The sequence below is a fragment of the Caballeronia sp. dw_19 genome, assembly GCF_018449515.1.
In the GTDB taxonomy this organism is placed as follows: Bacteria; Pseudomonadota; Gammaproteobacteria; order Burkholderiales; family Burkholderiaceae; genus Caballeronia.
Map to the genome: position 1 here is coordinate 40531 of NZ_JAAVUQ010000026.1, position 14522 is coordinate 55052.

Annotated in this window: 11 protein-coding genes; 10 read left to right on the top strand and 1 reads right to left on the bottom strand. The window is 58.0% G+C overall.

All coding sequences use genetic code 11. From position 1 onward, the window contains the following. The first annotated feature begins 289 nt into the window (after positions 1-289). The 9 genes from HB376_RS28000 (at position 290) to HB376_RS28040 (ending at position 10189) form a co-directional block, all read left to right on the top strand. Entirely contained in the window at positions 290-772 is a 483-nt protein-coding gene (locus HB376_RS28000; protein ID WP_213766968.1) for an MSMEG_0572/Sll0783 family nitrogen starvation response protein, read from the top strand. Positions 773-863: 91 nt separating this feature from the next. Then, a complete protein-coding gene (locus HB376_RS28005; protein WP_213766969.1) occupies positions 864-1415 on the top strand; it encodes an MSMEG_0567/Sll0786 family nitrogen starvation N-acetyltransferase in 552 nt (183 codons plus the stop codon). A 138-nt stretch (positions 1416-1553) separates the two neighbouring features. Beyond that, the gene (locus HB376_RS28010) at positions 1554-2855 is read left to right on the top strand and encodes an MSMEG_0569 family flavin-dependent oxidoreductase (RefSeq protein ID WP_213766970.1); all 1302 of its coding nucleotides are present in this window, start codon (positions 1554-1556) and stop codon (positions 2853-2855) included. A 36-nt stretch (positions 2856-2891) separates the two neighbouring features. Beyond that, entirely contained in the window at positions 2892-3707 is an 816-nt protein-coding gene (locus tag HB376_RS28015; protein WP_255631608.1) for a Pnap_2097 family protein, read from the top strand. After that, entirely contained in the window at positions 3707-5812 is a 2106-nt protein-coding gene (gene scpA / locus HB376_RS28020) for a methylmalonyl-CoA mutase (protein ID WP_213766972.1), read from the top strand. Before HB376_RS28015 ends, scpA begins: the two co-directional genes overlap by 1 nt. Before the next feature lie 578 nt (positions 5813-6390). Continuing rightward, positions 6391-6663: a DUF485 domain-containing protein gene (locus HB376_RS28025; RefSeq protein WP_213766973.1), complete on the top strand. Its 273-nt coding sequence runs from the start codon at positions 6391-6393 to the stop codon at positions 6661-6663. A gap of 14 nt (positions 6664-6677) precedes the next feature. Then, entirely contained in the window at positions 6678-8282 is a 1605-nt protein-coding gene (locus tag HB376_RS28030) for a cation acetate symporter (RefSeq protein WP_213766974.1), read from the top strand. A gap of 15 nt (positions 8283-8297) precedes the next feature. After that, a complete protein-coding gene (locus HB376_RS28035; protein WP_213766975.1) occupies positions 8298-9113 on the top strand; it encodes an aldolase/citrate lyase family protein in 816 nt (271 codons plus the stop codon). Positions 9114-9310: 197 nt separating this feature from the next. Beyond that, positions 9311-10189, top strand: a complete 879-nt coding sequence (locus tag HB376_RS28040) for a LysR substrate-binding domain-containing protein (protein ID WP_255631609.1) — start codon at positions 9311-9313, stop codon at positions 10187-10189. Positions 10190-10335: 146 nt separating this feature from the next. Here HB376_RS28040 and HB376_RS28045 read toward each other — a convergent pair whose 3' ends face one another. Then, positions 10336-11220: a LysR family transcriptional regulator gene (locus HB376_RS28045; RefSeq protein ID WP_213766977.1), complete on the bottom strand. Its 885-nt coding sequence runs from the start codon at positions 11218-11220 to the stop codon at positions 10336-10338. A gap of 102 nt (positions 11221-11322) precedes the next feature. Here HB376_RS28045 and HB376_RS28050 point away from each other — a divergent pair, with 102 nt between their 5' ends. After that, the gene (locus HB376_RS28050) at positions 11323-12975 is read left to right on the top strand and encodes an MFS transporter (protein ID WP_213766978.1); all 1653 of its coding nucleotides are present in this window, start codon (positions 11323-11325) and stop codon (positions 12973-12975) included. Positions 12976-14522 lie beyond the last annotated feature (1547 nt).

Genomic DNA, 14522 nt, shown 5'->3' on the forward strand with positions numbered 1-14522 from the left:
TTGATCGTATTTCGCCCCGCTGAGGGCATAGCTGCACCACCGTTGCGCGTATCCGGATGATCGATATCGCCGGCGTGGTGCACGGCGCGATGTGGACTTGCCGGCAACGCCCGGAAGCTGGTGTACCAATGAAATTTTTTCGCACCCTAGTCGTATTGATCGCTTTATTGATCGTGCATTGATCGCATTTGGTTGGACCTCTGATGGCATGAGGGTTGCATTGTTGGTCACGATGCAGGACAAGAAGTCCGATGCTATTGAAACTTGAAACAATTAATTGGAGTGCCAAATGCCCGCAGTCAATATACCTATGCATAAGAAAGGCGATTATCTGGTCGACTATGAAGAGAAGGTATTCGAGGACGTCAAGGCGGAACCCGGTGAGAAGGCGCTCGTTACTTTCCATACGGTCGCCTTCGAAGGCTCGATTGGCTTCGTCAATCTGCTTCAGGCTACGCGCTTGCAACGCAAGGGCTTCGAAACGTCGGTGCTGCTGTACGGTCCGGGCGTGACGCTAGGCCTGCAGCGCGGCTTTCCCACACTCGGCGACGAAGCGTTTCCCGGCCACCTGAACTTCAACAAGCAACTGACGAAGTTCATGGAAGAGGACGGTAAGGTCTACGCGTGCCGTTTTGCGTTGCAGGCGCTCTATGGACACGGTGAGGCCTCCCTGATTGAAGGCATCCGTCCGGTCAGTCCGCTCGATGTGCTCGATATCCAATTGCTTCACCGCAAGGACAACGCGCTCGTCATTCACACCTGGACCGTCTGAATACAGTGAGGGCCTACGTCGATGCCCATGAATAGCTTTTTATTCTCATCGGGATTTGCATGAACACGTTGTCATCCTACGAGGTCTGATCATGCTTGCCGATATCGAAGATATTGCCCGCCTCTACACTCCGACTGAATACCGCATCAAGTGGACCACGCTGCCGTGGGAGGCCGATCAAGCGCACGCGCTGCGCCGTGCGGTGTTCTGCATCGAACAGGGGATCTTCGTGGGCGATGACCGTGATGAGATCGACCCGCATGCTCAGCAGTTGGTCGCATTGAGTTGTATCGCGGGGATGCCGGAACAGGTGGTCGGTACCGTGCGCATTCACGAGGAAGAACCTGGCGTGTGGTTTGGTTCGCGTCTTGCCGTGCATGCCGCATTCCGGCGCCACGGCAAGATCGGCGCAACACTGATCAAGCTGGCGGTCAGCAGTGCCCATGCGCTCGGTTGCACAACCTTTCTCGCACATGTGCAAAGCCAGAATGTGCCGCTTTTCCGGCGTCTTCATTGGGAGGTGCGTGCAGAAGAACACCTGCTCGGACGGCCGCACCATCTCATGCGCGCGAAGCTCGAACGCTATCCCCCGTGCATGACCCCGCAAAGCGGTTTTGTAGCGCTGACGCGGTTTAACGCATGAGCTTGACACTGAGCTCGCCAGTTCGCTCCATTTTTCGAAGCGACAGCTGCTTGTTTAACCCAATGCGGCCAACTGCCACTGTCGTCCCAACCGTCCGCCGCACGCGGCTGACCCCACGCTCAAATGCAAGGAGCCACTATGTCGCAGACCTCTCACGCTTCCGTCATCCCGCCTGCTTCCGGCACGCACTTTAGTGTCATCGTCGTGGGCGGCGGTCAGGCGGGCCTCTCGATCAGCTATTACCTGAAGCAGGCGGCCATTGATCACCTCGTGCTTGAAAAGGAAACGGTCACTCACACCTGGCGCAGTCAGCGTTGGGATGCGTTCTGTCTTGTTACACCCAATTGGCAATGCGCGCTGCCGGGCTATCCCTATCGTGGCGACAATCCACACGGCTTCATGAAGAAGGACGAGATCATCGAGTATCTCGACGGCTTCATCAGAATGGTCAATGCGCCCGTGCTCGAACACACACATGTTCAGCGTGTCACGCGTGGAGAGGACGGTGTCTACGCTGTTTCGACAACGCGCGGCGACTTTACGGCCGACCAGGTCGTGGTCGCGTCGGGCGGCTATCAGACGCCTATCGTACCGAACATGGCTGCGCGCTTGCCGGGGACGATCAAGCAAATACAATCGTCGGAGTACCGGAACCCCCAGGCACTTCCTGACGGCGCGGTGTTCGTGGTTGGTTCAGGGCAGTCAGGCGCGCAGATAGCCGAGGATCTGCATCTTGCGGGACGCAAGGTCTATCTTGCCGTTGGCGAGGCGCCGCGCTGTGCGCGTTTCTACCGGGGACGCGATGTAGTCGACTGGCTCGCCGACATGAAGTATTACGATATGCCGGTGGACCAGCATCCATTACGCGAGGGCGTGCGCGATAACACCAATCACTATGTCACCGGGCGCGACGGCGGCCGCGACATCGACCTGCGCAAGTTCGCGGCCGAAGGCATGGAGCTATTTGGCAAGCTTGAAGACTTGCGCGACGGCCAACTGCGTTTCGCCGCGAATCTAACTGCCAATCTGGACGATGCGGACGATACCTATAACCGAATCAATGCCGGTATCGATGCGTTCATCGAGAAGAGCGGCATTGATGCTCCACCGGGTGTGTCCTATGCGCCGGTCTGGACGCCGCCTGCTGAACGCACGATCCTGGATCTTCACGCCGCTGGTATCGGCTCCGTTATATGGTGCATTGGCTTTACACCGAACTTTACATGGATCGATGCACCTATCTTCGACGCGCGAGGGTATCCGCGGCACCAACGGGGCATCACGTCGCTACCGGGGCTGTATTTTGTTGGCTTACCGTGGCTGCACACGTGGGGATCGGGCCGCTTCTCGGGCATCGCTCGTGACGCGGAGCATATCGTGCAGACTATCCGCGCGGCTCAGCAACAGGGCGCGCGATCACCCGTCGAACTCGCAGCCTGACCGATGACGATATCCCTCAAAGAGTATCGGGCCGGCATGCCGCAACTCGCGCTTAACGGCCTGTCGGAGAACTGGCTGCTCAAGGAATGCGGTCATCGCCATTGGGAGGCGCTGGCTGCCGACGCAGGTCATGCCGTACCCGAATTTATCGACGATACCGGCAACAAATCCTATGCCGCTTTTACGGCAGTACGGCTGCGAGATGCGTCACTCGTATCGATAAAAGAAAACGACGCTTTCGAAATTGGCACGCAACTGTGCCGTACGGGCGGTGCCCGGCACTTCAGTCACCACACGGTCAGCGTGGCGGGCGCGACGATCGCCCGAGTCTCGATGACATCGACATTCGTGCGGCGCGAACTCGCTCACGATAACCGCTCCGTCGCACGGGGCGCATTCGCGTCGATGGAGCGAACGTCTTGCGTACCTCCGAACGAGGCCCGCGAGCTGGCGCAAATCGGCAAGCAGTTTCGAACCGGGCAGTGGCGCGGTCACATGGGCCTGTCCCGTGTTGTGGATGCTGCCGACCAAAATATTATTCACAATGAGTCCCTGGAGTTTCTTCCATGTCCGAACAACGACTTCAACGGTGCGGAGTTTCTCTACTTCGCGAGCTTTCAAGCCTTCGTGGACCGCGGCGAATGGCAGCGACACCGCTTCGCCGATCGGCCGGCCGTCGTGGGCCGGGATCTTTTTTTCCATGGGAACGTCAATGTGGGCGAGACACTGAGGCTCGGGTATGTGCTGGAGCGTTCGGACGATCACGGCCTCACGCATTGGTGTGAGGTACGTCGCGGTCTGGACAATCAGAAGATCGCCGACGTGGTGACCCATAAGCGGTGGAAAAGTTAATGACAAGGTCACGCAACCCGGCGCATGGCGTCAAACCAAAGTCGCTCTATACGGCAGCGGACCTGGAGGGGATCGAGCATCTCGCGAGCAAGCCGGGCGAAGTGCCGTTCGTGCGCGGTCCGTACCCGACGATGTATACGCAGAAACCATGGACCATTCGCCAGTATGCGGGTTATGCGGATGCGCCGGATTCGAACCTTGCGTTGCGCGCGGCGCTTGCCGAGGGCGCTCAGGGCTTGTCTATCGCATTCGACCTGCCTACGCATCGTGGCTATGACTCCGATGATCCCCGGGCGTACGCGGATGTCGGAATGGCGGGCGTTGCGATCGACAGTGTTGAGGACATGAAGCGCCTGTTTGCGCAGATCCCACTCGATGAAGTGTCTGTATCGATGACGATGAGCGGCGCGGTGCTGCCTGTTCTCGCGGCTTTCATCGTGGCGGCTGAGGAATCGGGCGTCGCACCCGCGCAGCTTGCCGGGACGATCCAGAACGACATCCTGAAGGAATACATGGTGCGGAACACCTGGATCTTCGCACCGGTCCCGTCGATGCGCATTGCGGCGGATGTCGTTGACTATCTGACGACACATGTGCCGAAGTTCAACGCGATGTCGATATCCGGCTATCACTTCCAGGAGGCCGGCGCGGACGCGGTGCTTGAACTTGCGCTGACCTTCGCGAACGCTCGCGCGTATATCGATGAGTTGCGCGGTCGTGGTATGGACATCGACGCCTTGTGCAGCCGGCTTAGTTTCTTTTTCGGCGTCGGTACCGATTTCTATGTCGAGATCGCAAAGTTACGCGCCGCGCGGCTTATCTGGTCAGACTTGACGGCGAAGTCAGGTGCTCGCACTGCAAAGGCGGGGGCGCTGCGCATGCACTGCCAGACGTCCGGCTGGTCGCTCGCCGCGCAGCAACCTCAGAACAATGTCGTGCGCACGACCATTGAGGCGATGGCCGCTGTGTTCGGTGGGACCCAGTCCTTGCGTACGAACGCCTACGATGAGGCGCTCGCATTGCCGAGCGCGGATGCGTCGCGCCTCGCCCGGGATACTCAACTCATCATGCAACACGAGATGGGGCTTCGCGATGTGATCGATCCCTGGGCCGGGTCGTACATGATGGAAACGCTGACCGCGGATATCGCTCGGCGCGTTTCCGAGGCAATGGATGCGATTGATGCACAGGGCGGAGTGCTCGAGGCGATCCGCTCCGGCTGGGTGCATCGCCAGATTCATGAATCTGCGACGAGAACCCAGGCCCATATCGATGACGGGCAACAGGTGGTCGTGGGCGTCAATCGCTTTCAGTCGAGCGAGAATGATGGCGCCTTTTCTGGATGCCTGGAGATCGACGGCGCCCTCGTTCGCGCTCAACAGGTCGCCCGTCTTTCCCACCTTAGGAAGGACCGGGACAGCGACATGGTAGCGCGCCGGCTCTCGATGTTGACGGACGCGGCTCAAAGCGGGGAGGGCAATCTGCTAGCGCTGACAATTGAATGCGTTCGGGCGCGGGCAACGCTTGGGGAATGTACTCGGGCGCTGGAACGAGTGTGGCCTCGATACACGATGCCTCAGCGGTTTAGTGCTGGCATCTATGGCGAGGAGCGCGCCCACCGTGGGTCCGATCTGGCCGGTCAGGCATGGCGGAGTGCCTGCGGGCGCGTGGGACGCTTGAGCGAGAGGATCGGGCGCAGGCCGCGGGTGCTTATTGCCAAGATGGGACAGGACGGCCACGATCGCGGAGCGAAGCTCGTCGCAGCGGCACTTGACGGCGCTGGGTTCGAAGTTGTGCTCGGATATCTGTTTCAGTCTCCGGGCGAGGTTGCAGCGCAGGCGGTAAACATGTCGATGGATGTAGTGGGCATCTCGTCGCTTTCGGGCGCTCACCTCGAACTGATACCGCAGCTCGTGGATGCGCTACGGCTGTGTGGATCGCCGATTTCGGTTGCGGTCGGGGGCACCGTTCCCGCCGCGCACGTAATGCAGCTCAAGCGGCAAGGCGTCCATCAGGTTTTCGGGCCTGGCACGCTGATGGAAACCATCGTCGAGTGTTTTGTGGATATGGTCGATGTACTACTGCCGCCGGGGGGAGCAGTTTGATGACGAAAATGTTGCTTGTGGCAATGCCAACCGCGTCGTTTAGAACACGAGTCTTCGCACCAGTTCGCTTACTTTAGCCAAATAGTCGATGAAGAGCAGCATCATCTGACGTAGGAAAGAGTGCCGCAAGGAAACTCGCGTGCCGAATCGAGGACGCATTGTCGTAGCGATTTAGCTTTGATCCAACTTGCCGCACTGGCACGAATACAACGCTCAGGCGCGAAGGCAGGTCGAACTTTTCTATTGCCGCCGCGAAGTAGGTTCGCTCTTGCAATAGCAGGATCAACGAACTTTCGAGATTTCGGGAGGCACAGCGCGTTTCGTCGATGAACGGCGGATGTAATGCGCTCCGTTACCGAGCGACGAGCGCGTCTATGAGCAATGAGAGACGGACGCGAGCTAGTGCGCTCCGCCACCTCCGGCGCACATTGAAAAGAATTGGCGGCATCCAGGAGAAATTTCTCAATTGTGTCCCTTCATCACTGGGGCAACAATCTGAGCATGGAGTTCGCGCATCGCACTTTGGCATTCCTTGAAATATCAAGCCAGCTAAACAATTTTCTTCGGAGTTGCCAAATATGAAAGAGCAAATATGGGCGGTTGATAAAAGCTGTGAAGACGGGAGCATGAATAAGCGAAGAAAGCGTCTTTCAACGTGGTTTACAGTCGTCATTGTTGCCATCTTTACCGCATTCATTGGCATGTTCACCTTCGGCCGGGACGTATTTTCATCCACGGTCGCACCCGGAGTCACTTGGGGCGTTATCGTTGAGCCCGCCTTGATTGCGACTGCACTGATAATAAGCCTCGCTTATTACGTATTAATAGAGCGCTTGGAAAGCGACATTTGAGAGGGGACTTAATAATGAATATTATCGCTCACGGCAATGGACCAGCATTGCTTTGTTTTATCGGGTTTTTGATTATCACCGTTGGAATTACCGTCTTCGCGTCCCAGAGAACAAAATCGGCGAGCCAATACTTCAACGCGGGAGGCCAGATCAGTGCTGGACAGAACGCCTTCGCGATGGCTGGCGAATTCCTAAGCGCCGCTGCGTTGCTGGGGATGACCGGTGCATTGGCCCTGAACGGTTTCGATGCCATTCTATACAGCGTTTGTGTCGTGGCGAGCTGGCCATTAATCCTGTTTATATTGGCCGAACCGATCAAGCGGCTCGGCACCTTCACGCTTACCGACGTGATTGCCTGGCGCCTGGCCAAACAGCCGGTGAGAATTGCCGTTGGTTTGGCGAGTATCCCAATCGTCCTGCTTTATCTGATCACGCAATTGATTGCGGCCGGTGGACTGGTTGATCTGATCTTCGGAATGCCATATCTGCCCGCGGTGACCTGCGTCGGGGTGCTCATGCTCTGCTATGTCCTGTTTGGCGGTATGTTGGCGACCACGTGGGTACAAATTGTAAAGGCGGGACTATTGTTAGGTGGCGCTGTTGTTCTCACGGCAATGGTCCTGGCGAAGTTCAATTTCAGTATCTTCGCGCTATTTCGCGCCGTCTCTGACACCTACGGCGTTGAGACGCTCGCGCCGCGTCCATCCCATGGACTGGCTCGATGGGACACGATTTCTCTCGGAGTGGCCATGACGGTCGGCGCTCTCGGCATGCCGCAAATCCTGACGAAATTTCTGACTGTGCGTTCGGCCGCCGAAGCCCGTCGCTCGGCCTTGTATTGCACGGGCTTAGTCGGTGTATTCCACATCATGGTTCTGTTGCTGGGTTTCGGGTGCCTCGCTCTCGTGGGCCGATCAGCCATTGGCGCTGCCGGTGGCGGGGGCAACATGGCCGTTCCCTTGATGAGCCGTCTGCTCGGCGGCAACGCGTTCTTCGGATATATCTGCGCCATCTCATTTTCGACGACCTTGGCGGTTGTCGCGGGTCTGCTGCTTTCTGCCGCGACAACCTTTGCTCACGATATCTGGGGAGGCGTTATAAGACGCGGCCGCCGCACAAACGAGGCCCGGGTGGCACGGATTGCGGCTACGGCAATTTCAGCCACTGCGGTCGTTTTAGCACTCGCTTTCCAGCATCAAAACGTTGCATTCATGGTGGGCCTAAGTTATTCGATCGCTGCCTCCGCCAATTTTCCGGTACTCATGCTGGCGCTCTTCTGGCGGCGGCTAACGACTGCTGGCGCCGTGTGGGCAATTCTCGTCGGGGCTGGCTCGGCCGTATTGCTGATCGTGCTTTCGCCTACCGTTCAAATCGACGTTCTACACCGCACGCCGGAGGAATTCGCACGTCTCTGGTGGTGCTTCCCGATGAAAAACCCGGGTTTGTTTTCAATACCACTTTCCTTTGCCGCCGGCGTTATCGCTTCCCTGCTGCGCCCGGACGCCGAGGCGTATAGCAAATTCGCCGACATGCAGCAGGCGTTGGCTGTGAGACGAAGTAATGCAGCAGTCGGGTCGAGCGAGGAAAGTTTTGCACTTACATCGTCACAGGTTCATTAATCGAAGGATGGGAAAATGTCGGGCTATACGAAGCAGCGTGTCAATCGAGTCAAGAACAGCGACCGCAAAGGAGATCTTATCGCTGGCGTGACGGTTCAGCTCTCGTCGCCTGAGATGGTGGAGATGTGCGGCGCGTCGGGCTACGATTTCGTGTGGATAGATGCAGAACACGGATCGTTTGAACTTGAAACAGCGGTGCACATGTTTCGCGCGGCAGACGTGTTCGGCATCACGCCGCTTTTTCGTGTGCCGAGCCACGAGCCGAGCTTGATCATGCGGGCACTCGATGCAGGCGCGATGGGGGTAATCGTACCCAATGTGTCGACGCGAGCTCAGGCGCAGGCGATAGTTAACGCGGCTCGGTACAAGGCGGATGGTAACAGCGGCATGCGTGGTGCTTGTCCCGGTACGCGGGCCACTAACTATCAAACATCCGACTGGAATGGCTTTGCGACATGGTCGAACGCCAACGTTTCCGTGTGGGCGCTGATCGAAACCACCGCGGGCGTTGCCAATATCGACGAGATTCTCGCGGTAGAGGGGATCGACGCCATTGCGCTCGGGCCGTTCGATTTGGCTCACGAGATGGGTTACCCGGGGCAGGTGCTGCACCCCGAGGTCACCGCGGCACTGGAGCTAGTCGTCGAAAAAGCGCAGCAGCGCGGTGTAGACGTGGTCGCCTCCTTGTTCTCGGAATCTGCTTCTGATATGTCTGCCGAACGTGCGCATTGGTTTGCTCGCGGTGTGCGTATGTTCAGCGTTGGAAGTGACCGTGGTTTGGTGACGCGAGCGTTGAGAGAACGGGTCGCGGCTGCACGGCATTGCGAGTAGTTGCGTACCACGACGCAAGCCTGCCCTTGCGGTCTGGATCCGCGGCCCACGTTCGGGTGAGGAAGCCCCTCCTTCGAAGGCCGCAGATCGTCAGATCGCATATGCGCCTGACTCGATGAAGGCATCGGGTCAATCGGTATTGACGTGGACACGGGCGTCCGTAACATGACATGCCACGTTCACCTGAACCCGATGTCATGCGCTATCTCGTTCCTCCAATCCATTGTCTCGTCGCCTTCGAAGCAGTCGCGCGCTTACGCAGCTTAACCAAGGCCGCCGAAGAGTTGCATGTGTCGACTAGTGCTGTAGGTCATCGGCTGCGGCAACTGCAGGATGGAATCGGATTCAAGATTTTCACCGGGCCAAACGGTGAATACACAATGAGCCCGCGTGGCGCCGAATATCTGGAGGTCGTCAAGTCATCGTTGGCGGCGCTGAATTACTATCCGGTTGCGGCTTCACGGAGTTCGAGCACTCGCACACTCCGGATCGCGTCGCCCCCGAGCTTCGCCCGGCAGATACTGGTCTCTCGACTACCAGAATTCCTTGAGCGTCACCCGAACCTGAATGCGGTCCTGCAGCTTTCGGTTCCTCTCGTGGGTTTGAAGGCCGATGACGCGGATGTCGAAATTCGCTTCGGAGACGGCATCTATGAAGGCTTGGAAACATTTTTACTCTCCCACGAGCCGGCCTTTCCCGTATGCAGCCCGCTGTACCTCGCACGTCACGGCGGGTTTGAAAACCCGCCGGATCTAGCCCGTGCTGTTTTGTTGCGCAGCGCTTTGGAGCCCTGGCGACCATGGCTGAACGCAGCGGGGCTTGATTGGCCGGAACCGAAAGCCGATGTGGACTATTTCGACATGGGGCTTTTGTTGGAGGCCTGTATCAATGGCCAGGGGGTCGCACTTGCGCGCCAGAAAATGGCCGAACAGTATCTGAGCGCCGGTACGCTCGTCCGGCTCTTTGAACTGAGTGCGCCATCCACCTATGGGTTCTATCTGACCGCCTCACCGGACAATGTCAAGCGCCCAGAGGTTGCGGATTTCATCGTCTGGCTCAAGCAGATCATGAGTTAGTCGGATGGCCCCATAGCGCCTCTGCTTGGCCATTGCATTCATTCGACGCCGTGCCTGTTTTTGGCACAATGAAGACCGTGTTGTGGTTTGCGGCGGCCCGGTCGTGCCGATATCAATTTCGAGTTCGCTCCCTCAAACATGGCGAGTCAATCAGGCAAACTTTGACGGACATATTGAAGAAAGGCCTTTACAGCTGGGGCTCGCTCATGGCGGCGAAATGCAGCCGCGACTTCGGAGGGAATCGCTTTCCCTGAAATGGGCCGGTAGGTAATGCCAGGCAAGGCCACACAGGAGGCGAGCGTGTGGGGAACAATGGCGACGTTCCCGCCCAATGCTACTTGAGCCAGTACTGCCGCTAGCGTTCCGGGGCGGGGTCCCAGTATGGGAGTGAATCGTCCTCGCCGAGCAACTTCCAATGTGCCGAATTCCTGCTCGGGCACGACGAAATGCTCACCACGCAACTGAGCGGGCGCTACGGCATCAAATGCGCAGAGTACGGCGTCCGTTGGTAGCGCCAGTGTGAAGGTATCGCGGTACACCGTTACCGCTTGGATGCCCTCCAGGTATTGGATCGGAGGACGAACGTAGGCCACGTCAATTTGTTCATCGCTAAGCATGGACACGACACGGTCCATCGCAACCTCGACGAGATCGAACTCGATGCGAGGATGACTGGCGCGAAACGCTCTGATCGTCTGTTGCAGCACTCCTGCATAGGCGGCTGATGCCACATAGCCTACTGCGATTCGCCCGAGCTCGCCTCGCTCGGCGAACGATGCGCGTTCGGCCCCGCGAGTCAAATGTTCAAGCGCCGCAAGCGCGTCAACAAGGTATGCCTCGCCCGCATCTGTCAGTGCGACCGAGCGCTTGGTCCTGTGAAATAGCCGCACGCCGAGCAGCCTCTCCGCCTCTTGGATCTGCTTGGTAAGCGAGGGCGGCGCAATGCCGAGTTCCTCAGCCGCCCGCGAGAAATGAAGATGTTTCGCCACGCAAACGAAGCATCGTATATGCCGGAGTTCTGGTAGCCGCATGGAATTTACATTTTCGTTAATTATTCTGCAATTCTATATTAATGACTGGAAACGGTGCCGCGCATATCATCGGAGTCATTGTCCAGTCTTGGTCGTAGGCCCATGTCCATAACGCGTAGTAAAGAAACAGTTACGAGTCTTTCCGAGGTCGGTCCAGCGGTAGCAGCTCATTTGAATAGTCAACCGGGCGCGGCGCCAAAGCCAGGATTCACCGATCTACCGCCGCTGACGGCGGGCGCACGACGATTTGTGCTCGTTACTGCATCGGTAGCGTGTTCGCTTACCGTGCTAGATGCCAACGTCGTTGCCGTTTCCTTACCCGCCATAGCAAGATCATTTCACGCGAGCTTTGCCGACGTCGAATGGGTGGTGAGCGCATACATGGTGGCGTTTGCGTCGTGTCTGCTGGCGGCGGGCGGTTTGGCCGACCGCATTGGAAGGAAGAAAATATTGATGCTCGGTTTGGCCGTGTTCTCGCTCGCGTCGCTCGGATGTGGACTAGCGCCGTCGATGTTCATTCTCAACGTCGCGCGCGCGGCGAAAGGGTTCGGCGCGGCGATGTTCCTGACATCGGCGCTAGCCATCATCGCGCATACGTTTCACGAAGGGCCGGAGCGAGCTAGAGCCTGGGCGGTGTGGGGTACATGCATGGGACTTGCAACGACTGCGGCGCCCCTGATAGGGGGGGCAATCACTCAATGGATAGGCTGGCGCTGGATTTTTCTATTGAATTTACCCGTGTGTGCGGTTTTGGCCGTATGTGTCAAAGTCGGTATTCGTGATTCGTTCAATCCAAATGCGAGCGCGGTCGATGTCCTGGGCAGCGTGCTGTTTGGTGCGGGACTCTCGCTCGGGATCTGGGGACTTATTGGTGCGCCTACTGACGGCTGGGGAAGCTTGCCTACAGTCCTGCGGTTCGCTGGCTGTGTATTGTTATTGATCGGATTTGTCCAAGTCGAACGACTCAAGCAGCACCCAATGATCGATCTGGCGCTCTTTCGGCAACCGCGGTTCGTCGCTGCTGTGCTGGCGATGTTTGGCTATGCGGCCTGCGCTCAAGTCATGATGACTTTTCTGCCGCTCTATCTGCAAAACGCATTTGGTCTGTCTGCAATCGCTGCGGGTCTAGGTATGCTGCCGTTCGCGATCGCGATGATCGCAGGACCTTATATCGGCTCAGCGCTCGGAACAAGGATCCACGGTCATTCAGTATTGATGGTCGGATTATTGCTCATTGGAGCGGGGAACCTAGCCACCGCGTTCGTGGCCGGCGATGCCCGCTACGGGCTCGTCGCGATCGGGATGCTGCTGACGGGTTTAGGTGCGGGCATACTCAACGGTGACACGCAGAAGGCGATCATGGCGCGCGTGCCGACAAATCGCACCGGCATGGCTTCCGGCATCAGTACGACGACCCGGTTCACCGCGATTGTCACCTCGGTAGGGGTGCTTGGCGCGGTGCTTGCTGCGCAGACGCGCGTTGGCCTTGATTCCAGTGCCGCAGCCATACATGGGTCCGGCACCGTGCTTGGCGCTGACTTTCTTTCGAGCGTGCTGGCCGGAGATGTTGTGCAGGCGACTTCTCATCTGTCGCCTATAGCGAGAGCGTCGCTTACGCATGCCGCCCGGGTAAGTTTCGCCAGTGGTTTCGCATCGGCATTGTGTGTGGCGGGCGTAGTGGCTGTTGTGATCGCCGCAGGCGTCTGGATATTGTCGAGAGGGCATGGCAATGCACATGCGCGGCGTAACTGGTGAATCGTGCAAGCTATATGGCGCTGTATGTAGTGGGCTGGTTGCACGTCGAGCATGTCGAGATCTCAGGGAATCCGGGGACGACGTCACGGTCATTGCGTCGACTGGCACCTCCAGGAGCAGCGACGGGGACTTGAGATCACCGTGCGTCTCGATGACAGCAGCTTGCGCGCCGTCACGCAAAGCGTGGATGGCGTCGCGCCATATCGCGCATCATAGCAACGGGATTCCAACAGCTTCGCTAGTAGCTAAGAGAACGTTTTCCTGCTGCGGTTGGTAGGCAAATTCCAGCGCTGAAAAAACCCGCAACCGGTTGGATGTACAGGTCGATGTAGCCCCACACCTCATCATGGTCGGCGCATTGACACTGTCGTCACTTTTTCGCCAAAGTGCTGCAAATGGAAAACCGAAGTCAAACTTTCACTAGCGTGAAACATGGGGCTGGAAACTGCACCACAGCTTCGCCGCGAACGGACGAATGACAGGTTCGCCCCATCAGGTGTGCGCTGCCGTTTGTATCGTTTAGGATAACCACAGAAAATGCAAAGCGGGCGGACATGACCAGCCACGACGGTCGGGAGAACTCACTCCGCCCGGTGTACCGAGCGGCGAGGCGATTGCCCACCAGGCGGCTCCGGCACTGCTATCGTTGTAGCAACCGCGTGCCGTACCTAAGACTGCGGTACGGCGTGGATGTGCTCAGTCTTCTCCGTTTGACGAAGCCGGGAGGTGACGTTATTTTGCTGCGCAACATTGTGCTGTGCCGCGATAAATGGATAAGGAATCCACAAAATATAAAGAACATTTCCGGGTACGTGCAATGAGTCACCATCGACGACATCTGATCGTTTATGGATAGACCATGCCAGGTCCAGGCATATTGGCGAGCGATATGAGCACCCAGGCACTCCCTGTTCGACCGGGAATCGCGTGTTGAGAGGATGCCGGTCCGCACATGCGAGGTTGTTTCGCCGCACGTTGGCCGTTTCAGCAGGCGAACACAGCCCAAGGGGCCGCATGTATCGGCGAGTCGACTGACGGCGAAGCTTCCATCAGTAGTCTGGCTCTCTCCCGAAACAGTAGCGTTTCACGTTGGCCAATTGCGTGCCATGACGCGTCGCCTGCATCGCTCACGCTCATTCAGTCCAGCCGTCATCGTATGAAGCCTGTCCTTCACGGCAACCCTCAACGCACACCGGCACACCGGCACGCAGTCGTTGCGAGCTTTGTGCCATGAACCGCTATTGCTTGTGCGCGCCGCTTGTACACCCAGCGACCACTCTCCGGGCAACTCCGTCTTACGAAGAATGACGTGCTCTTCACCGCCTGTGTCGCACGCGAAGCGAAATTGGCAGCCTGCTGGGACTCACACTGGAAACCGTCTGTCGATGCTTTTCCAGTTTCGAGTCGCGACAATTGATGGTCAGGCTGGTTTAGCCTGCAGGGCGTAGCCCAATGATTTGGCCGCAGGGCAAGCTTCCGGGCGCTCCGGAGTTCACGAGCGTCTACTTCAGCATGTCGCAGGGTGCAGACGTGAAAATGCCCGGGCA

Coding starts and splice junctions, on each gene's coding strand:
- HB376_RS28015 (WP_255631608.1), top strand. CDS start 2,892: ATGCCGCAACTCGCGCTTAACGGCCTGTCGGAGAACTGGCTGCTCAAG.
- HB376_RS28040 (WP_255631609.1), top strand. CDS start 9,311: ATGCGCTATCTCGTTCCTCCAATCCATTGTCTCGTCGCCTTCGAAGCA.
- HB376_RS28030 (WP_213766974.1), top strand. CDS start 6,678: ATGAATATTATCGCTCACGGCAATGGACCAGCATTGCTTTGTTTTATC.
- HB376_RS28050 (WP_213766978.1), top strand. CDS start 11,323: ATGTCCATAACGCGTAGTAAAGAAACAGTTACGAGTCTTTCCGAGGTC.
- HB376_RS28035 (WP_213766975.1), top strand. CDS start 8,298: ATGTCGGGCTATACGAAGCAGCGTGTCAATCGAGTCAAGAACAGCGAC.
- HB376_RS28010 (WP_213766970.1), top strand. CDS start 1,554: ATGTCGCAGACCTCTCACGCTTCCGTCATCCCGCCTGCTTCCGGCACG.
- HB376_RS28025 (WP_213766973.1), top strand. CDS start 6,391: ATGAAAGAGCAAATATGGGCGGTTGATAAAAGCTGTGAAGACGGGAGC.
- HB376_RS28005 (WP_213766969.1), top strand. CDS start 864: ATGCTTGCCGATATCGAAGATATTGCCCGCCTCTACACTCCGACTGAA.
- HB376_RS28045 (WP_213766977.1), bottom strand. CDS start 11,220: ATGCGGCTACCAGAACTCCGGCATATACGATGCTTCGTTTGCGTGGCG.
- HB376_RS28000 (WP_213766968.1), top strand. CDS start 290: ATGCCCGCAGTCAATATACCTATGCATAAGAAAGGCGATTATCTGGTC.
- scpA (WP_213766972.1), top strand. CDS start 3,707: ATGACAAGGTCACGCAACCCGGCGCATGGCGTCAAACCAAAGTCGCTC.